17 protein-coding genes are annotated in these 18018 nt (G+C 58.0%); 10 read left to right on the top strand and 7 right to left on the bottom strand.

What is annotated here, in order from left to right; all coding sequences use genetic code 11:
* The first annotated feature begins 105 nt into the window (after positions 1-105).
* The 3 genes from ahpF to AC13DD_RS03100 all read left to right on the top strand — a co-directional run bounded on the left by ahpF (position 106) and on the right by AC13DD_RS03100 (position 3894).
* Positions 106-1692 (top strand): alkyl hydroperoxide reductase subunit F, encoded by a 1587-nt coding sequence (gene ahpF / locus AC13DD_RS03110; RefSeq protein WP_092030701.1) that lies wholly within the window; start codon positions 106-108, stop codon positions 1690-1692.
* Between the two features lie 174 nt (positions 1693-1866).
* The gene (locus AC13DD_RS03105) at positions 1867-2637 is read left to right on the top strand and encodes a hypothetical protein (protein WP_405417604.1); all 771 of its coding nucleotides are present in this window, start codon (positions 1867-1869) and stop codon (positions 2635-2637) included.
* A gap of 102 nt (positions 2638-2739) precedes the next feature.
* Positions 2740-3894 (top strand): ABC transporter substrate-binding protein, encoded by a 1155-nt coding sequence (locus AC13DD_RS03100; protein WP_482930852.1) that lies wholly within the window; start codon positions 2740-2742, stop codon positions 3892-3894.
* 24 nt (positions 3895-3918) lie between these two features.
* Here AC13DD_RS03100 and AC13DD_RS03095 read toward each other — a convergent pair whose 3' ends face one another.
* Together AC13DD_RS03095 and AC13DD_RS03090 are read right to left on the bottom strand one after the other, a co-directional pair.
* Complete coding sequence (locus tag AC13DD_RS03095) at positions 3919-4587, bottom strand: transglutaminase-like domain-containing protein (RefSeq protein WP_482930851.1); 669 nt, start codon at positions 4585-4587, stop codon at positions 3919-3921.
* A 116-nt stretch (positions 4588-4703) separates the two neighbouring features.
* Positions 4704-5432, bottom strand: a complete 729-nt coding sequence (locus tag AC13DD_RS03090; protein ID WP_092030706.1) for a TrmH family RNA methyltransferase — start codon at positions 5430-5432, stop codon at positions 4704-4706.
* A gap of 156 nt (positions 5433-5588) precedes the next feature.
* Here AC13DD_RS03090 and rlmE point away from each other — a divergent pair, with 156 nt between their 5' ends.
* Positions 5589-6209 (top strand): 23S rRNA (uridine(2552)-2'-O)-methyltransferase RlmE, encoded by a 621-nt coding sequence (gene rlmE, locus AC13DD_RS03085; RefSeq protein ID WP_482930850.1) that lies wholly within the window; start codon positions 5589-5591, stop codon positions 6207-6209.
* Between the two features lies 1 nt (position 6210).
* Here rlmE and AC13DD_RS03080 read toward each other — a convergent pair whose 3' ends face one another.
* Positions 6211-7245 carry a histone deacetylase family protein gene (locus AC13DD_RS03080; RefSeq protein ID WP_424006034.1) on the bottom strand — a complete coding sequence of 345 codons (1035 nt, stop codon included), beginning with the start codon at positions 7243-7245 and terminating at the stop codon, positions 6211-6213.
* Positions 7246-7388: 143 nt separating this feature from the next.
* Here AC13DD_RS03080 and AC13DD_RS03075 point away from each other — a divergent pair, with 143 nt between their 5' ends.
* Both AC13DD_RS03075 and AC13DD_RS03070 read left to right on the top strand, forming a co-directional pair.
* Positions 7389-7937, top strand: a complete 549-nt coding sequence (locus tag AC13DD_RS03075; protein ID WP_008172644.1) for a YgjV family protein — start codon at positions 7389-7391, stop codon at positions 7935-7937.
* A 156-nt stretch (positions 7938-8093) separates the two neighbouring features.
* Complete coding sequence (locus tag AC13DD_RS03070) at positions 8094-9620, top strand: flavin-containing monooxygenase (RefSeq protein ID WP_482930849.1); 1527 nt, start codon at positions 8094-8096, stop codon at positions 9618-9620.
* Here AC13DD_RS03070 and mltF read toward each other — a convergent pair whose 3' ends face one another.
* Positions 9621-10997 (bottom strand): membrane-bound lytic murein transglycosylase MltF, encoded by a 1377-nt coding sequence (gene mltF, locus AC13DD_RS03065; RefSeq protein WP_273043864.1) that lies wholly within the window; start codon positions 10995-10997, stop codon positions 9621-9623.
* A 194-nt stretch (positions 10998-11191) separates the two neighbouring features.
* Between mltF and AC13DD_RS03060 the strand changes: the two genes are divergently transcribed.
* The gene (locus tag AC13DD_RS03060; RefSeq protein WP_008172651.1) at positions 11192-12112 is read left to right on the top strand and encodes a lysophospholipid acyltransferase family protein; all 921 of its coding nucleotides are present in this window, start codon (positions 11192-11194) and stop codon (positions 12110-12112) included.
* 69 nt (positions 12113-12181) lie between these two features.
* On the top strand, positions 12182-12637 hold the full coding sequence (locus tag AC13DD_RS03055; protein WP_482930848.1) for a DUF302 domain-containing protein: 456 nt from the start codon (positions 12182-12184) through the stop codon (positions 12635-12637).
* Positions 12638-12674: 37 nt separating this feature from the next.
* Here the strand turns inward: AC13DD_RS03055 and AC13DD_RS03050 are convergent, their stop codons facing one another.
* Positions 12675-13490 (bottom strand): prolipoprotein diacylglyceryl transferase family protein, encoded by an 816-nt coding sequence (locus AC13DD_RS03050; protein WP_482930847.1) that lies wholly within the window; start codon positions 13488-13490, stop codon positions 12675-12677.
* A 319-nt stretch (positions 13491-13809) separates the two neighbouring features.
* Between AC13DD_RS03050 and AC13DD_RS03045 the strand changes: the two genes are divergently transcribed.
* Complete coding sequence (locus AC13DD_RS03045) at positions 13810-15132, top strand: DEAD/DEAH box helicase (protein WP_104270941.1); 1323 nt, start codon at positions 13810-13812, stop codon at positions 15130-15132.
* Between the two features lie 150 nt (positions 15133-15282).
* Here the strand turns inward: AC13DD_RS03045 and AC13DD_RS03040 are convergent, their stop codons facing one another.
* Together AC13DD_RS03040 and AC13DD_RS03035 are read right to left on the bottom strand one after the other, a co-directional pair.
* Positions 15283-15999 (bottom strand): OmpW/AlkL family protein, encoded by a 717-nt coding sequence (locus AC13DD_RS03040; RefSeq protein WP_286803975.1) that lies wholly within the window; start codon positions 15997-15999, stop codon positions 15283-15285.
* Between the two features lie 145 nt (positions 16000-16144).
* A complete protein-coding gene (locus AC13DD_RS03035; protein WP_008172663.1) occupies positions 16145-16627 on the bottom strand; it encodes a winged helix-turn-helix transcriptional regulator in 483 nt (160 codons plus the stop codon).
* 89 nt (positions 16628-16716) lie between these two features.
* On the opposite strand from AC13DD_RS03035, the gene AC13DD_RS03030 reads away from it, so the two are divergent.
* Entirely contained in the window at positions 16717-17829 is a 1113-nt protein-coding gene (locus AC13DD_RS03030) for an NADH:flavin oxidoreductase (protein ID WP_008172665.1), read from the top strand.
* The last annotated feature ends 189 nt before the right edge of the window (positions 17830-18018 follow it).

Genomic DNA, 18018 nt, shown 5'->3' with positions numbered 1-18018 from the left:
TAATTTGAGCATTGAGTTGCGGGGCCGTATCTTTGGACCATCTCAACTTAACCACCGTATTTGATTCAAATACTTAGTTTCGGAATGTAAAGGAGAAGTCAGACTATGTTGGATGCCAATATCAAGGAACAGCTCAAGGCCTACATGGACAAGCTGCAGCAGCCGATTGAGCTGGTCGCGGCCTATGACGACAGCAAGAAGTCCCAGGAACTCCGGGAGCTGCTGGAAGAGCTGGAACCGATGTCTTCCAAGATCAGTCTCCGCACTGAAGAATCCAATGACGTGCGTCGTCCGTCCTTCGCCATCAACCGAGTAGGCACCGATATTGGCGTTCGCTTTGCGGGCATCCCCATGGGCCACGAGTTTACTTCCCTGGTCCTGGCCCTGCTGCAGGTGGGTGGCCATCCCTCCAAGGCGTCCCAGGATGTGATCGAGCAGATCCAGTCTCTGGAAGGCCGGTTCGAGTTTGAAACCTACTTCTCGCTGTCCTGCCAGAACTGCCCGGACGTGGTTCAGGCCCTGAACCTGATGAGCGTGTTGAACCCGAACATCACGAACACCTCGATCGATGGGGCCCTGTTCCAGGATGAAGTGGAGCAGCGCGAAGTCATGGCGGTTCCCAGCGTTTACATGAACGGTGAGCCCTGGGGCCAGGGCCGTATGACCCTGGAAGAAATTGTTGCCAAGCTGGACACCAGCTCCAGCGAGAAAGACGCCGAGAAAATCAATCAGAAAGACGCCTTTGAGGTCCTGATCATTGGTGGCGGCCCGGCTGGCGCTTCTGCTGCTATCTACGCTGCGCGGAAGGGCATTTCCACCGGCATCGCGGCCGAGCGTTTCGGTGGCCAGGTGGCTGACACCATGGGCATTGAGAACCTGATTTCCGTACCCTACACCGAGGGTCCGAAACTGGTGGCGGCCATGGAGCAAAACGTCAAGGAATACGACGTGGATATCATGAACATGCAGCGCGCGGAGAAGCTGATCCCGGCGTCACGCCCGGGCATGCTCCACCAGGTAAGGTTGGAAAACGGTGCCACTCTCAAAGCGCGCAGCCTGGTGCTGTCCACCGGTGCCCGCTGGCGCCAGATGGGCGTTCCGGGAGAGGAAGAGTACCGCAACAAGGGTGTGGCCTACTGCCCGCACTGCGACGGCCCCCTGTTCAAGGGCAAGCGCGTGGCGGTAATCGGTGGAGGTAACTCCGGTGTCGAGGCAGCCATCGATCTGGCCGGTATCGTGGGCCATGTAACCCTGATCGAATTCGGTGCCGAGATGCGTGCTGATGAGGTGTTGCAGAAGAAACTGCGGAGTCTGAAGAACGTGGAGATCATCACGTCAGGACAGACCACCGAGATTACCGGGGAGAATGGCAAGGTCAACGGTCTGAATTACACCGACCGCAACTCCGGTGAGCAGCATCACATCTCCCTGGAAGGTGTGTTTGTACAGATCGGCCTGGTGCCCAACACCGAATGGCTGAAGGGTGACATCGAACTCAGCCAGCACGGCGAGATCATCGTTAACGACCGCAACGAAACCTCCATTCCGGGCGTTTTTGCAGCGGGCGACGCGACGACCGTGCCTTACAAGCAGATCGTGATCTCCATGGGCGAAGGTTCCAAAGCCGCCCTCAGCGCCTTTGACTTCCTGATCCGCAATTCTGTGGACGAGAGCGAAGACGAAGCGGCGTAATCGACTCAACGCCGCCTGATGAGAGAGAAAGGCACCGGAGCGATCCGGTGCCTTTTTTTTCAAATCCCCATATTTAACAAGGTTTTTCTGGCGTATAGAATACGACATTGCCATACTGCGGAACCTGTATGAAAAATAGTCATTTATTTGTCGTCATGGACTGATGCGCGAGTCATGAAACGCTACCTCTCTGGATTTCGGGTACTCCTGTTTGCCGCAGTCATACTGAGTACGCCTGCCGTGGCCGATCCGGTGATCCGGATCGCGGTTCCGGATATCACCAGCCTGCTGACCGAAAACCGGGATGGTGTTTACCAGAGAATCCTGCACAGGGCCCTGGAAGGCCTTGATGTGCCTGTGACCGAGCAGTTCTTTCCCTACAAACGGGCCATGATGGTATTCGAGCAGCATGGCGCAGACTGCATCTATTCCTTCACCGAGGTCCTGGAGCGTCGATTGGGCGACGATGCGGTTATTGCCAGTTTTCCACTCGGCAAATTCACCTATTACCTGTTCACCCCGCAGGACGCAGATCCCATCAGTTCCCTGTCGCAACTGGAGGGGAAAACCGTGGGTGCGGTTATTGGTCATGAGACCTATCTGGACGGAGTGCTGGAGGGCCACGACGTTAATGTGATCTGGTCGAAGAGCGATGCCCAGAACCTGGCCATGCTCGAGCACCAGAGATTCGGCGCCATGATTGCTGCGGTTCCGGATGTCCGGCCTTTCATGGACGAGCTCAGCTACGATCCGAAGACGCCCCTTCTTGAAAGTTACGATCGGCTTACCTGCCACAACACCGAAGCCAACCGGCAGTTCCTGACCAGGCTCTCGGCTCGGATGAAGAGCCTCAAAGAAGCCGGGCTCTACGAACAATTGGCCGGCCAGCTCTACGTTGAGTTTGAAGACCCCGCTCCGGCCGCTGAACATTCCCTTCTGAACTGAGACATTGGTTACGGATCTCCGCTTGTGTGTTACACGACAGGTCGGTAGCTTAGGCCCCTTAAAAGCCAACTCTGCCAGATCGTCCAGAGGGTTGTTCATTACATGAAGTCCTTTCCAGCCCGCTTCCTCATTGGTTTCCTGCTCCTGTTTACAGTTCCTTTGGCAGACGCCGGCACCCGGCCAAGCGTTGTTTTTCTTTCCCCGGACGACTCCCGGTTCTGGCAACTGGTGGCCGGTTTCATGGAGGCAGTAGCGGAGGATCTCGAGGTAGACCTGGAGGTTCAGTACGATCGGGAGAGTCATCGATTCAGCTATCTTCGCATGGCGAAGGACGTATTGGCCCGAGAAGAAAAGCCCGACTACCTGCTGTTCATGTGCAAGGAGCATGTTACCGAATCCATGCTCAGGCTCGCGGATGGGGCCGGTGTAAAGACGTTTACCTTCAATACCGATGTGCCTGACGCCGCTCGAGCCAGCATCGGTATGCCCCGAAGTGTCTTGTCGGGCTGGCTCGGCCATCTTTCGCCGGACAATATTGCCGCCGGCCGTTCTCTGGTAACGCTGCTGGGCAAACAGGCCGAACAATTGGGGCTGGCCTCCGGCCCCAGTATTCCCATGGTCGCCCTCTCGGGAACCCTTGATTCGTCTGCCACCAAGGACAGGAATGGAGGGCTGCTGGCGGCTGCGGTCCAGCAGCGCAGCGAGCTTATGCAACTGGTGTACGCCAACTGGAGCGGCACGCTGGCCCGTGAAAAAACGGAGGTCCTGCTGAAGCGCTATCCGAATACTGTCTCAATCTGGAGCGCGAGTGATGGTATGGCAATGGGTGCCATTGAAGCCGCTCGAAATGCCGGCCGGACGCCGGGCAAAGATCTGTTGGTGGGCGGCGTAGACTGGGAACCTGAGGCCCTGGAAAGTATCCGGCAGGGGGAGTTACTGGTCAGCCTCGGCCGACATTTCATGGGCGGTGGACTTGCCTTGCTCCTGCTGCATGATTATCAACATGGCCAGGATTTCGGAGATATGTCACCGGACTATGTTTTCCGCTACAAGCTGGAACCTGCAACCCGTGACAATGTTGAGCGGGTGCAGCGCATTATGGACCCGAAGAATTGGAGCGCCATTGATTTTAGGCGCTTCAGCCGCGTTGGTGAGACTGAGACAGGGAAAACAGTGCCCGATTCTGATGCCGTGCTGGATGCGATCACTGGAGCGCTGGCAGGGCAGAGAGCAGACACCGTAGCGAGGAGAGAATAAGGTCTTCCTGGATTCGAGCAGGCTCTAGGGGCTCGATATATCCTGCACCAGACTGCCTTTCGGAGCTTCAGGCTCCTCTTCTTCGGCAAAGAGATGACTGTAGGCCGCCCGGACACCAGAGACGATGAACTCATGAGGCACGTCGTCGAACAGGCCATGGTCGTTCACATACTCCATGTGCGCGTGGCCATCCTCGGTGTACTCCTGAAACATGGAATCGTGCACCCCGTCGAATTCCAGCGGTTCCACCTTCATCAGTTCGCACAGTTGCCGGTTGAACGCCGGCGTTGCCTTGACCCATTGGCCGTTCAGGAAAAGCTCGATGTAACCGTGCATTCGGAAGATGTCCGACTGCAGCCATTCGATCAGTTTCGGACTTGAGAGATGATTGCGAACATCGGCCAGCCCAAGCCGGCTGGGAATGCCAATCGAGCGAGCAGCCGCGCCCAGAAGAACGGCCTTGGGGATGCAGTAGGTTTCGCCGCTTTCCAGAGCGTAGCTGGCACTGAACGTGTTGGCATCGGTCCGGAATACGTAGGGGTTGTAGCTGATGCTGTCACGAACAGCGAGATAGAGCGCTTTGATCTGTTCCACCGGCTCATCAGGAACACCCTCCAGCTGTGACTCGATCCAGGCCTGCAGCCGGGGATGGTCATAGTCAAAAAAGGCGGTGGGCTGGAGATAGCGTTCCATAGTCATCAGTCCGGTCTCGGGATCAGACTCTGATCGTGCTCAATTGGCAAAGCACAGGCAATGGCGGTTTCCGCCAGAACGATTGGGGAAAGTGCTCAGAGCATGGGGTTTGCAGTCTAAAGGTCCCGCATTAATTCGTAGGTGCACATATTCACCGCTGAGGCCAGGTTCAGGGACTCGATCTGCCCCTGGCCTTGAATGCTGTACGACACCGCCTTCAATTGATTGAGGGCCTCCCGCGGCACGCCCCGGGCCTCGTTGCCGAACAGATAACAGTCGTGTTCCCTGAAGCCCCGGGATGCCATCGAACCGCCATTGAGGTCGAGGCAGGCCAGGCTCTGGTATCGGTCGGGAAGGCTTGTCAGAGCAACGTCGGTTTCAAGAGGGACGTGAAAGAGCGCCCCCATGCTGGCTCGCACTACCTTCGGGTTGAAGGGGTCGACACTGCCCGGGCTCAGCAGACATCGGAAACCGCCGAACCAGGCGAGGGTGCGCAGTATCGTACCGAGGTTGCCGGGGTCCTGAACCTCATGCAGGTAAATCGTTTTTTCGCCGGGCACCGGTTCCGCCGGGCGCTCCGGCATGGGCACCACCGCCAGAATCCCCTGGGGTGTTCGGGTGTCGGCGAGCTGTGCCATCTGGCGATCGCTGATGACATGGGTTCTGAACGGGCTCTGCCAGTGCTCATAGGCTCCGGTGACGTAAAGTTCCGAGGCCGTCAGAGCGGGTTGGCGGTCGGCGGCTTTCTGCAGCTCGAGAACCAGGTGTTCGCCCTCAACCAGATAGTGGCCAAACGACTGCCGGTACTTTTTCTGGTGCAGCTTTTTGATGTCGGCCAGGTTCACGAGCGCGCTCTCCCGTCAGGTGGGCGTGGTGGGTTCTGAAAAATCACAGAATTCAGGCAGGATTGTACGTGTGGCCGTCCCGGTTGTCAGGATTTTGCCGCCGCCCGGCGCGGCACGTACAATTGAAATTTGGCTTTCCCGTTGTGAAGAGACCCCATGGCCCGATCCAAAAGCAGTAACCGCTGGCTTGAAGAGCACGTCAACGACCCTTTCGTGAAACAGGCGCAGGTGGATGGCTACCGCTCGCGGGCCAGTTACAAGCTTCGTGAAATCAACAAGAAGGACCGGCTGATCCACCCCAATATGGTGGTGGTGGATCTGGGCTCTGCACCTGGCGGCTGGTCTCAGGTGGCGGCCAAACTGGTGGGCCATAAGGGCCGTGTCATTGCCTCAGATATCCTCCCCATGGACGCCATTGCCGGCGTCGATTTCATTCAGGGCGATTTCACTGAGAACGACGTGTTCGAGTCGATCATGGCCACCCTGGGTGATGACCCGGTGGACGTGGTGATTTCCGACATGGCTCCGAACATCAGCGGCGTGACCGTGGCCGACCAGGCCTCGTCCATGTATCTCGTCGAACTGGCCCTGGACATGGCAAGCCAGGTGCTCAAGCCCAAGGGCAGCTTCCTGGCCAAGGTGTTCCAGGGCGAAGGGTACGATGAGTACCTGAAATCGGTCCGCGCTGTCTTCGACAAGGTTGTGGTGCGAAAGCCGGATTCCTCCCGCTCCCGCTCCCGGGAAGTCTACATTCTCGGCAAGGGCTTCAAGGGCTGATTCAGCCTGCAGCCCTGTCGAATCCCTGCATGACGTTCACCGCATTCACGCCGATGGCGTCGACGTCGTAACCGCCTTCCATGGTAAATACCGTTGGTAGTCCAAGCCGGGCGAGACGTTGGCCCAGGGTCAGATAATCGCCGGAGGTCAGCTTGAAGAACGAAATCGGGTCCTCTTCGAAGGTATCGACACCCAGGGCAACGACCAGGGCGTCTGGCTGGAATGACTGGATCCGCTCGCAGGCGGTTTCCAGACCCTGACTCCAGACACTGTAGGGCGTGTTTGGCGGGTAAACCATGTTCAGGTTGTAGCCCTCACCGGCGCCCTCGCCAATCTCGTCTTCAAAGCCCAGAAAATGGGGAAACACCAGATCCGGATCGCCATGCAGGCTGATGGTCAGCACGTCGTTGCGATCATAGAAGATTGCCTGGGTGCCGTTGCCGTGGTGGAAGTCCACATCCAGCACCGCGACCTTGCCATAGCCCTGGTCACGAAAGGCCTGAGCCACGATGGCGGCGTTGTTGAAGAAACAGTACCCGCCGAACAGATCGGCATGGGCGTGATGTCCGGGTGGGCGGCACAGGGCAAAGGCAGCGCGCTCGCCTCCGGCCACCAGTTTCTGGGCGGTCAGGGCCACATTGGCGGATGCCCGGGCGGCTTCCCACGTACCATCCGAGATCGACGTCTCCGCCGCGAAGCTGTAATAGCCCAGCCGGCCGTCGATGTCCCTGGGCAGCCGATGGCGCATGCCGCGACCCGCCCAGACCGCCGGGATGGCTTCACCCGGTTTGCCGGCAGCCAACCATTCCTGCCAGCAGGTTTTCAGGAACGCCACGTAATCGGCGGTGTGTACCCGTTTGACGGGCTCCAGGCCATATTCTTCCGGTTCCAGAATCTCTCCCAGCGCCTGTTCTTTCACTCGTGCCAGGATGGTTTCGGCACGGGACGGCTTCTCGTGAGGCTCGATCAGCAGTCCGCCATCCAGTTCGGTTTTGACGTGTCGGCGGCTGTGCAATGGAGAGAATACGGTTTTCATGGTCTTGAGTGGTCCTTGCTGAATGACGTGAGCACTTTGGCACAGGGAGCTTGATGGCTCAAAGGCCCTGATTGTGGCAGGCTGAAACCTTTTGCGGGCAGAGGGGATTACCGATATGGCGACGAGCGACAGGCCGGTAAAGGATGATTGATCTGATCGCGGACATGACCCTCGCCGAGGTTCTGGGCCAGGTGTGCGGTCTTGTAGCCCTGGGTTTCTGCATTGCCGGCTTCGCGAACAAGAATGACGACCGGTTGATGGTGCTGCTGATCTCCGCCAACGTTGCGTTTGCCTTGATGTTCGCGTTCTTCGAGAGCTGGACCGCCTCGGCACTGACCGTTCTGGTGATTGTGCGCATTACTTTGGCGCGCAAGTACCAGGGCAACTGGCCTATTATGCTGGGCATGCTGGCGGTAAACCTGGTCGTTGCCTGGGCGACCTGGAAATCCATCACCGATGTATTCCCCCTCGCCGCCGCCGTTTTCGGCACCGTGGGCATGTTCATGCTCAGGGGTATTCCCCTGCGAATCGTGCTCGGGTTTGCTGCCCTGGCCTGGATGCTCAACAACATCGTTATCGGTTCCGTGGGTGGAACCCTGGCAGAAGGCATGGTGCTGGTCACCAACATCATCACCATCATCCGGCTCTATCGGCTGCAGAAGAAATACCCCGATTTCACCCCGGGTAGTTGACCGGGTTTACCGGACCGATGGACTTTTACCTTGTGATTGACTTAAACCGCTGGAGGCCGGCACCACTTTGGCCAATTTCCGGGCTGTCCTGCCTGAGCTATCTTGATTCCAGGCCATTGATTATAAAAAGCGGACTGGAATCCGAGAGGACAGGCAATGAGTAACCAGCATTTCGATGTACTGATCATCGGTGCCGGCGTTTCCGGCATTGGCATGGCATGCCATCTTAAGCGTGAATGCCCCGGCAAGTCGTTTGCCATCCTCGAACGTCGGCAGTCCCTGGGTGGCACCTGGGATCTGTTCCGTTACCCGGGAATCCGCTCGGATTCGGACATGTTTACCTTCGGCTACAATTTCCGCCCCTGGACAGGCGGCAAGGTGCTGGCCGACGGCGCATCGATCAAGAATTATGTGGCGGAGACCGCCAGGGAGCATGATGTCGAGCGCCACATCCGCTTCGGGCTGGCGGTGAAGACAGCGGACTGGTCAGGTGTCGACAAATGCTGGAAGCTCTCGGCCCTGAACGAAGCCACCGGCGAAACAGAATACTACACCGCCAACTTCATGGTCGGCTGTACCGGCTACTACAATTATGATCAGGGCTACAAGCCGGACTTCCTGGGTGAAAATGATTTCCGCGGCCAGATCGTACACCCGCAGCACTGGCCGGAAGATCTCGACTACGCGGGCAAGAAGGTGGTGGTTATTGGCAGCGGCGCAACTGCCATTACCCTGGTGCCGACGATGGCAGAGCAGGCCGCTCATGTCACCATGCTGCAGCGCTCACCCACCTATCTGATGCCTCTGCCTTCAACCGACAAGGTGTCTCTGGCCCTGCAGAAAATATTGCCCGAGAGAACCGCCTATCGGCTGACCCGGGCCCGGAATATTTCCATTTCCCGTTTTCTTTACTTGCGCTCCAGAAGGAGCCCGAAGTTCATGCGCCGGCTGTTCCTGGGCATTATCAAACGCAAGGTTGGGGACACCGCCGATATGCGGCACTTCACGCCGGATTACAATCCCTGGGACCAGCGCCTGTGTGTGGTAAAAGACGGGGACCTTTTCCAGGCCATGAAAGCGGGCAAGGCGTCCATTGCCACCGATCATATTGACCGCTTCACGGAAACCGGCATCCGCCTGAAATCGGGCGAGGAACTGGCGGCTGACATCATCATCCCGGCCACCGGCCTGGATATCCAGATGCTGGGAGGTATCCGACCGACGGTGGATGGTGAAGAAGTGGTGATGAAAGACAAGATCATCTACAAGAACGTGATGGTGGAGGGCGTGCCCAATGCCGGCATGATCTTCGGGTACACCAACATCTCCTGGACCCTGAAGGTGGATATTGCCGCCGAGTATCTGTGCCGGCTGATGAACCTGATGGACAAGCGTGGCTATCGCACCGTTGTGGCCCGGGACACCGAAAACAGTCGCGGCGACGACACCGTCCTGGGGTCCCTCAATGCCGGCTATATCAATCGTGCGGCTGATCGTCTCCCCCGCCAGGGTACCCATGGGCCCTGGAAGTCGTCCCAGAATTACCTGGAAGATGTGAAAATCCTGCGCTTTGAGCCAATTGAGGATGGCTACCTGGAATTCGACGGCAAGCGGACCCACGCCAGTCAGAAAGAATCCGGTGGTTTCCTGCGGCCTTTGCGCTCGGCCCTGTTTGGGACCTGATCATTCAAAGGCCGAACGTATGACGTCCCGGTAGTTGCGGATGCGCTGCACGTAGTGCACGGGCTCGTAGCCACGGGCGTACCCGTAACGGGTGCTGGGGTAGTATCGCTTGTCAGCCTTGAGGGGTAAAACCTCGGTCATTTCCTGCCAGGAGTCCGGATTCTTGTTCAGGGTCCGGGCCAGCGCACGGGCATCCAGCAGATGGCCCCGGCCGATGTTGTAGCTGGCCAGCGCCAGGAAGGTGCGGTCTGGCTCCGGAATGGTCTCTGGCAGGCGGCGGTGCCGGTCGGCCAGGTAACGTGCTCCGCCATCAATGGCAGCCTCCGGGTCCAGCCGGTTGGTCACACCCAGTGATTCGGCGGTTCGTCGGGTCAGCATCATGATGCCCCGGACGCCGGTGGGAGATTTTGCTGCCGGGTCCCAATGGGACTCCTGGTAAGACAGGGCGGCCAGAAGGTCTGCGGGCATCCCGGTTTTGGCCTCGGCTTCCCGGAATTCATCAATGAACTCGGGTAGCCGATCCTCAATCCGACGGTTCAGTGCCCGCAGATCGACAAAATCGAAATCACCAATGTAGGAATAGTAGCGGTTTTCCATCAGGCCGATGGCTTCATCGCCATCCACGCTGTTCATCCACTCGTGGGCATCCGAGCCAAGATCTTCCGAGCCCATGGGCAGGTACCAGCCCAGATTCCGGCCTTCTGTGAGCGTCATTGCCACTTCCAGATGCGGGAAGTGCCGGCGCATTACCTGAACAATGTTGGAATCGGCCACGGTGCAGCCGACGTCCTGTTCCGCGACATCCGAGAGAATCACTTCTGTGGTGCGGTCTGCATCTTCCCGAAACCCGATGCCCGGGTGTTGCTCATTGAGCTTGTTCAGGGTTTCGGCATAGCTGGAGCCGGCAGTCACGACAATATCGGTGCCCGGGATGTCTTCGGGCTTCCGGGGCATGGGGCGTGCATCGCGATGGCAGACCAGTTGTTCGGTAATCTCGGTGTGGGCCGGGCCCCGGGCGAAACGCTCATCCCGGGAGGCCAGGTGGGTCAGCCCGGCTGCCGCCAGGTGGGTATTGCCGGATTCCAGCGCAGCCAGAACTTCGCTGGTGGATTCCAACATGGTCCATTCCACCTCCCAGCCACGCTGTTCGGCGTAGGCGCTGATCAGCGCATGCTCGGGACCGACAGGATTTTCGTGGCGATCCAGGTAATAGGTGGTGGAGCCATTGCGGGTGGCGACTTTGAGTGTCCCGGTTTCCGACGGTGGTTTGAGCTCTGCTGTCGGCTGTGTTGTCGTCTGTTGGCTGCTATTTTCACTGCAGCCGGCGAATACGAGCGGCAGGATAAGAATGCCGGGGGCGAACTTCCATCGGGACATAGCGAGGAATTTCCTGTCTTTTAGGATGATTTCTACGTATAAACGCGTATCTCCTGTAAACCATACTCCTGAATTCCGGAATTGGATCCCCTTTTGGGCCAACAAGGCCCATGAGGATCTCAAGTATCCCGCCAGCGGAGAATGTGTCAGGCTTACCGACCCCTTCCTTATTACAGATCACAGGCGATCGTTGTATGGCCTCCGGTAGAAAAAGTAGAAAACGCGCTCTCTGGCATCCCGCTTTTTGGGGGGCCTGGGCTCTGGTCTTCCTGCTCTGGCTTTTCTCATTTCTTCCCATGGGACTGAAGCAGCGCTTTGGTCGCTGGCTGGGGAGGCTGCTTTCCAGAAAAATGCGATCCCGGGCCAGGGTTGCGGACGCCAATCTCGCCGCCTGCATGCCGGATCTGGATGAAGCAACCCGTCGCCAACTGGTTGAGGATGCCTTTGTGGCCTCGGCGCGTGGCGTTCTGGAAAGCGTTCATGCCTGGTGGCGGGATATGACTCCCTATTGCGAAAGCGCCTCGGTATATGGCACCGAGCACCTCGAAGAAGCGAAACGACGCGGCAAGGGTGTGTTGCTGATCGGTGGTCACTACAGTATTTTTGATTTTGCACTGCCCTTGATTGCCTGCAAGCTCGAGAAGCCGGGTTACATGTATCGCCCCAACAACAACCCGGTGATCGACCGTATGATCGAACGCGGCCGCCGACGCCATTTTGGTATCCGGCCCTTCACCAAGCGTCAGATCAGACCCATGTTGTCGTTTCTTAAGGAAGGGGGGCAGGTCTGGTTCGCCTGTGATCAGGATTTCGGCAACAAGTCGGAGGTGTTTGTGCCCTTTTTCGGGGTCAGTGCCGGCTGTATTACGTCGCCGAGCTACATTGCCCGGGAATCCGGCGCCGCCGTTATCTGCGTGAGTCACCTGCGAATGCCCGATGGCAGTTACCGGGTGGTGTTCTCTCCGATTCAGGAGTCCTTCGGCGAACATCCGGAACAGGACGCCAAAGTCTGGAACCGTTTCATTGAAGCCACCGTTCGCGAGCAACCCGATCAGTACCTCTGGCTGCACAAGCGCTTCAAGAGCAGGCCAGAGGGTGCGGCAGCGATCTACTGAAGCGTTTTAATGCGTAGGGCCTGCTGCTGTTCTATCCTGAAATCTTCAGCAAAGGCTCAGGAGGATACTATGCGCTGCATTCTCAGACTGGTTCTCGTGGCATCAACCCTGTTGTTCGCCACGTTCACCCATGCCGCAGATGGACTGATCGCGATCAAAAGCAGTCACGATGTAAAAACCACGGCCGACAAACTCGAGTCTGTGCTCAAAGAGAAGGGCATGACGGTCATGGCCCGCGTTAACCATCAGCAGGGCGCCGAAAAAGCCGGTCTGGAATTGCGTCCGACCGAAGTGGTTATTTTTGGCAACCCCAAAGTCGGCACGCCACTGATGCAGTGCGCCCAGAGTGTGGCCATTGACCTGCCCCAGAAAGCCCTGATCTGGGAGGATGCCAACGGTGAGGTATGGCTGGGGTACAACGATCCGCAATACCTGAAGGGCCGCCATGACATCGAAGGATGCGATGAGGTGCTCGATAAAGTGAGTGGCGCATTGGGGAATTTTGCCAAAGCGGCCACTCAATAGAGAAAACTCAGGCCACTATCGGGAAATCGAGCCAGGTTCATTCCTCGGGTGTACGGATCTGTTCCAGGCCTCTTGCCAGTGTTGCCCGTGACAGTTCGCCCATGTGGGAATCGATTAATTGGCCCTGGGTATTGTAGAAAAGCGTGGTTGGTAAGCCATTGCTGCCCACAGCCCGGGCCAGCTGAGCCTGATCGTCCCGGTACAGATTGTTCAGGTTCAGACGGTTTTCCTCAAGAAAGGAACGGATGGTTTCCGGCTGTTCCCTCTGGTTGGCAAACACAAAGGCGACATCCTGGTAGATATGCTGGGCCTCCTCCAGCACCGGCATTTCGCGAATACAGGGCGGGCACCAGGTGGCCCAGAGGTTCACCACCAAGGGTTGGCCTGGCGCTAATTGGTCCATGTGGACTGCTTCGCCATTGAGCGAATGCAGCGCAACGTCCGGCATGCCTCGGGCCTGCTGTTCGATCAGTGTGATGGTTCCTGCGGTGGCAGCCCAGAACAGGGCGCCCGTCAGCGCAGCAGTAGCCAGGGGTTTGCGCTGCGCTTCCCTGCGCCAGAGCAGAAAGCCGGTGAAGATGAGGGCGCCGACGACACCCCAGAGCACATCGAAACCGCCGTCCCGGATATCAATGATGCCCAGAAGATCATTCTGGTAATGCTCGAAGTAACTGATAACGAAACCGACCCGGGCACAGAGCATCGCTACCACGAAGATATCGGCCACCGATCCGGCTACGGGCACCCTATATTTGCGGCCCAGCACCCCTCCAACCAGCAGAGCCAGGCCGAAGGCGATGACCAGGAGCAGGTGGTCGATGGACAGGCTCAATGGGCCGATACTGACGCTCATTCTTTCAACTCCATATTGGCTTCCGGTGATCAAAACACTCTGACTTGAGGATGTCCGCCAGGTTCCTTCGGATGCTTATTATAATCACCTATGGCTAATTGCCCGGGCCTCTGTTAATGTGCCCGCATCCTGCCTCTAGGGATTCCGCAGTTTAAGGCTTTAAGCCCGTGCGACCTTTCCATACGACCTGTCAGAGGACGTCACCCCGATAACGGCGCGTGACCGTAGTCGTCTTTTATTCCATGAATGTTCATGGCATCTGCCCGCATTCACCGAGAACGGTGGTCGTGGAGGCAGAATAATCAAGAGTTGATCCAATATGAGTTTTTCTTCACTCGGTTTGTCCGAGCAGCTGGTCCGTGCCACGTCTGACCAGGGTTATGAAACCCCGTCTCCCATTCAGGCCCAGGCCATTCCCGCCGTGCTTTCTGGCCGGGACGTTATGGCTGCTGCCCAGACCGGTACCGGCAAAACCGCCGGTTTTACCTTGCCCTTGCTGCAGCGTCTGGGTGAAAACCCGCGCACCGGCAAAGGCCCCCGCGCGCTGATCCTGACGCCCACCCGTGAACTGGCGGCACAGGTTCACGACAGCGTGAATCTTTACAGCAAATACGTTCCTACCAAGGCCGCGGTGGTTTTCGGTGGTGTGAAAATCAATCCGCAGATGATGAAGCTGCGCAAAGGCCTGGACGTGCTGGTGGCAACACCGGGCCGCCTGATGGACCTGTATCAGCAGAACGCTGTGCGCTTCAACGAAGTGGAAATCCTGGTGCTGGACGAAGCCGACCGCATGCTGGATATGGGCTTTATTCGCGACATCCGCAAGATTCTTGCGCTGCTGCCAGCCAAGCGCCAGAACCTGTTGTTCTCCGCCACCTTCTCGAACGAGATCCGGACTCTGGCCGAAGGTCTGCTGGATAACCCGGTTCAGGTTGAAGTGGCGGCTCGAAACACCTCTGCCGAAAACATCAAGCAGTCTGTCTACCCGGTGGATCAGAGCCAGAAAACCGCCCTGCTGAGCAAGCTGGTGCGTGACAACAGCTGGGACCAGGTGCTGGTGTTTACCCGCACCAAGCACGGTGCCAACCGCCTGACCCAGAAACTGGAGAAGGACGGTATTACCGCTGCTGCCATTCACGGCAACAAGTCGCAGGGTGCCCGCACCCGCGCGCTGGCGGACTTCAAGGCTGGCGAAGTGCGTGTGCTGGTGGCAACGGATATCGCTGCTCGTGGTCTGGACATCAAGCAGCTGCCCCAGGTGGTGAACTTCGAACTGCCCAACGTGCCGGAAGACTATGTGCATCGTATTGGTCGCACCGGCCGTGCCGGTGAGAGTGGTCATGCGCTGTCACTGGTCAGTGCCGATGAAGGCAAAATGCTGGCGGGCATCGAAAGGCTGATCAAAAAGCAGCTGCCGCGCACGGAAGTGGAAGGCTTTGAGCCGACCAACAACCTGCCGCTGAAGCCGAGAGCCAAGGCCGATCCCAGCCGCGCCCGTACCCGCAGTAGTAACGGTGGTGGTAATGGCCGGCCCGGAGGCAAGCCGAAAAGCTTTGGGGACAAGCCAGGTGGCCGCAGTGGTGGCCGGAGCCAGAATGGCGGTGGTCAGCGAAGCCGCTCAGCCCAGCGCCAGAGTGCCTGAGGCAGGTCAGGACAGTTCAGGAAGGCGGGGCCAGGTGCTCCGCCTTCCTGTTTCTGGCGGACAAAAAAAAGGCGGGGCCGGAGGGCCCCGCACAGGAGAACGCACCTTCCGCCAGCCAACAGACCGTGGCGACTGACGGAGGCACGAGGATCAAAACTTGTAGGACAGGCCTACCATGTAGACCCAGGGGTCGATATCAACGTCAATGGTGCTGGTGTCTGCTTTAGTGTTGCCAGCGTAGGCGTTGATGGTGGCCTCGGTATCGATGTCTGCGTACCAGATAGCGGCGTTTACACCGATGTTGTCTGTGACCATGTAATCCAGGCCAATCTCAGCTGCCAAGCCAAAGCTGTCATCCAGTTCGATGTCGGTGCGGTCCACGCCTGAGGCGAGTGTTGCATAGGTATCGGTCAGAGTCTGGGTGGTTTTCTCTTCAAAGAAGTTGGTGTAGTTCACGCCAACGCCAACATAAGGCTGGAACTTGCTGCCACTTGGCATCGGGAAGTATTGCAGCGTGATGGTTGGCGGCAGTTGCTTGGTTTCGGCCAGTTTGCCGTCGCCACCCAGAATGGATCCATCACCTTCAATGTTGTGCTTGAACGGCGTCGCGCCCAGAACACCCAGAGCAATCTGATCAGTGAACATATAGCTCACGGTCAGGCCCAACTGAGTGTTGGAATCAACGCTAACCTTGGCGCCGTCAAGCTCACCAAGAGCATTGGAGTTCAAATTGCTGCTGGAGGAATCCGGATCAACAGTCACCACGCCAACGCGGCCAATAAAATCACCAGCTTCGTACGCTTGAACAGCCGGCGCCGCAGCCATAACCGCTGCAGCCAGAACACCAAGTTTAAATGTGCGGGACATATCCATCTCCTTAACCTGAATCGTTGATGGCTTCAGATTAGTGGCAGCGGAGAAAGGAAACTTGATTTAGCGCAAGATTGGCCGGGCAGGGGGGCTGGTTTGATCGCAAGATTGACGTAGCTCAAGAAATCGGGCGGTGCCGCGATTACTGCGGAGAGTCAGGCGGAGGTCTTTTGCCTTCGGGCAGACTCTCGTCCGGTACGAACACATCCCGGATGCTCAGGGGGTTGCCATCGGCATTCTGGACTTCCACCGTGTGAATAGGGCGGCCGGTGGCACGGTCGCGCAGGTCCAGGGGTGTCTGGTCCGGGGCGGGATTCCACTTGTCGCCCCACTGGCGCAGGGCAATCACCACCGGGAACAGATCCCGGCCTTTCTCAGTCAAGCGGTATTCAAAGCGGGAGCCGTGTTCGCCCACATCCACCTTGCGCAACACCTCGTTATCCACCAGCCGGGCCAGACGATCGCAGAGGATATTCTTGGCAATGCCCAGTTCCTGCTGGAAGTCCACGAACCGGCGGGTGCCATACATGGCGTGTAGTACGATCAGCAGGGACCACCAGTCACCCACTTCATTGAGGGCACGGGCGACGGAGCAACTGGAGTCATCAAAACGTTTTCTGGCCATGGTGGGAGTGTACTGAATAGGGTTGCATTTTAAAACCAGATTCAATATGGTTGCTTAACGAAACCAAACTAGTAAGGTTGCACATTACCATGAGCATGAATCTTGGCCCGCTTTTCGAACCGTTTGAACTTCACAACCTCAAGCTGCGTAACCGGGTGGCGATGGCACCGATGACCCGCAACTTCTCGCCTGATGGTGTGCCGGGTGAGGATGTTGTGGCCTATTATCAGCGCCGCGCCGAAGCCGGCGTTGGTCTGATCATTACCGAAGGCACTACAGTAAATCACCCCGCCGCCAGTGGTTATCCCAATGTGCCGGCATTTCATGGTTCCGACGCCCTTCAAGGCTGGAAAAACGTTGTTGATGCCGTGCACGAAGCCGGTGGAGCCATTTTCCCGCAACTCTGGCACGTTGGCGCCGTACGCAAGGAAGGCACACCTCCGGATCCTTCGGTGCCCGGTTACAGCCCATCCGGTCTGTTTGGCCCTGGCAAGCCCAACGGCAAAGCCATGACCAAAGAGGATATTGAGGATGTCGTCACCGCCTTTGCCGATGCCGCCCAGGATGCCAAAGCCCTCGGTTTTGATGGTGTCGAGATCCACGGTGCCCATGGCTACCTGCTGGACCAGTTCCTGTGGGAAGGCACCAACCAGCGGGACGATGAATACGGCGGCTCTATGGAAAACCGCCTGCGCTTCGTGGTCGAAATCGTTGAGGCGGTGCGCCATCGCGTCGGGCCTGATTTCCCGATCATGCTGCGGTTCTCCCAGTGGAAGCAGCAGGATTACGAAGCCAAACTGGTGAACAGCCCTGAGGAACTCGAACGGTTCCTGAAGCCACTGGTGGAAGCCGGTGTGGACATTTTCCACGCCTCTACCCGCCGGTTCTGGGAGCCGGAGTTTGAAGGCTCGGATCTGAACCTCGCAGGCTGGACCCAGAAGCTTTCCGGCAAGCCGACCATGTCCGTGGGCAGTGTCGGGCTGACCGAAGATTTCATCAGCGGCACCTTTGCCAGCAAGCAGGAAGCGGTTGAGAAAGCCGGGATCGATGAGCTGGTGGAGCGGATGAATAACCACGAGTTCGAGCTGATTGCCGTTGGTCGGGCACTTCTGCAGGATCCCGAATGGCTGATCAAGGTGAAAGAAGGCCGGTTGAACGAAGTCGAATCCTTCGCCAAGAAGTCCCTCGCCAAACTGTATTGATTATCCCCTTCGATCGGACGATCGACCTGCCGCAGCGCCTCCCGGCCTGCGGCTTTTTTGGTGCGCCCGGCACGGGCGCACTCCTGGAGGTGCAAGTCCTCCCGTGAGCTGGCCACAGCGAACGAAGTGAAGCGCAACTGCGGAAGGGTGACCGACCGTGGGGAGGAAGCGTGGAGCGTAAACCGTGAG

Source organism: Marinobacter sp. L-13, assembly GCF_056857715.1.
The sequence above is the reverse complement of the archived record's forward strand: the minus strand, read 5'-3'. Positions and strand labels throughout refer to the sequence as shown.

Coding starts and splice junctions, on each gene's coding strand:
- AC13DD_RS03045 (WP_104270941.1), top strand. CDS start 13,810: ATGAGTTTTTCTTCACTCGGTTTGTCCGAGCAGCTGGTCCGTGCCACG.
- AC13DD_RS03060 (WP_008172651.1), top strand. CDS start 11,192: ATGGCCTCCGGTAGAAAAAGTAGAAAACGCGCTCTCTGGCATCCCGCT.
- rlmE (WP_482930850.1), top strand. CDS start 5,589: ATGGCCCGATCCAAAAGCAGTAACCGCTGGCTTGAAGAGCACGTCAAC.
- AC13DD_RS03100 (WP_482930852.1), top strand. CDS start 2,740: ATGAAGTCCTTTCCAGCCCGCTTCCTCATTGGTTTCCTGCTCCTGTTT.
- AC13DD_RS03030 (WP_008172665.1), top strand. CDS start 16,717: ATGAGCATGAATCTTGGCCCGCTTTTCGAACCGTTTGAACTTCACAAC.
- AC13DD_RS03075 (WP_008172644.1), top strand. CDS start 7,389: ATGATTGATCTGATCGCGGACATGACCCTCGCCGAGGTTCTGGGCCAG.
- AC13DD_RS03035 (WP_008172663.1), bottom strand. CDS start 16,627: ATGGCCAGAAAACGTTTTGATGACTCCAGTTGCTCCGTCGCCCGTGCC.
- mltF (WP_273043864.1), bottom strand. CDS start 10,997: ATGTCCCGATGGAAGTTCGCCCCCGGCATTCTTATCCTGCCGCTCGTA.
- AC13DD_RS03105 (WP_405417604.1), top strand. CDS start 1,867: ATGAAACGCTACCTCTCTGGATTTCGGGTACTCCTGTTTGCCGCAGTC.
- AC13DD_RS03070 (WP_482930849.1), top strand. CDS start 8,094: ATGAGTAACCAGCATTTCGATGTACTGATCATCGGTGCCGGCGTTTCC.
- AC13DD_RS03040 (WP_286803975.1), bottom strand. CDS start 15,999: ATGTCCCGCACATTTAAACTTGGTGTTCTGGCTGCAGCGGTTATGGCT.
- AC13DD_RS03055 (WP_482930848.1), top strand. CDS start 12,182: ATGCGCTGCATTCTCAGACTGGTTCTCGTGGCATCAACCCTGTTGTTC.
- AC13DD_RS03050 (WP_482930847.1), bottom strand. CDS start 13,490: ATGAGCGTCAGTATCGGCCCATTGAGCCTGTCCATCGACCACCTGCTC.
- ahpF (WP_092030701.1), top strand. CDS start 106: ATGTTGGATGCCAATATCAAGGAACAGCTCAAGGCCTACATGGACAAG.
- AC13DD_RS03080 (WP_424006034.1), bottom strand. CDS start 7,245: ATGAAAACCGTATTCTCTCCATTGCACAGCCGCCGACACGTCAAAACC.
- AC13DD_RS03095 (WP_482930851.1), bottom strand. CDS start 4,587: ATGGAACGCTATCTCCAGCCCACCGCCTTTTTTGACTATGACCATCCC.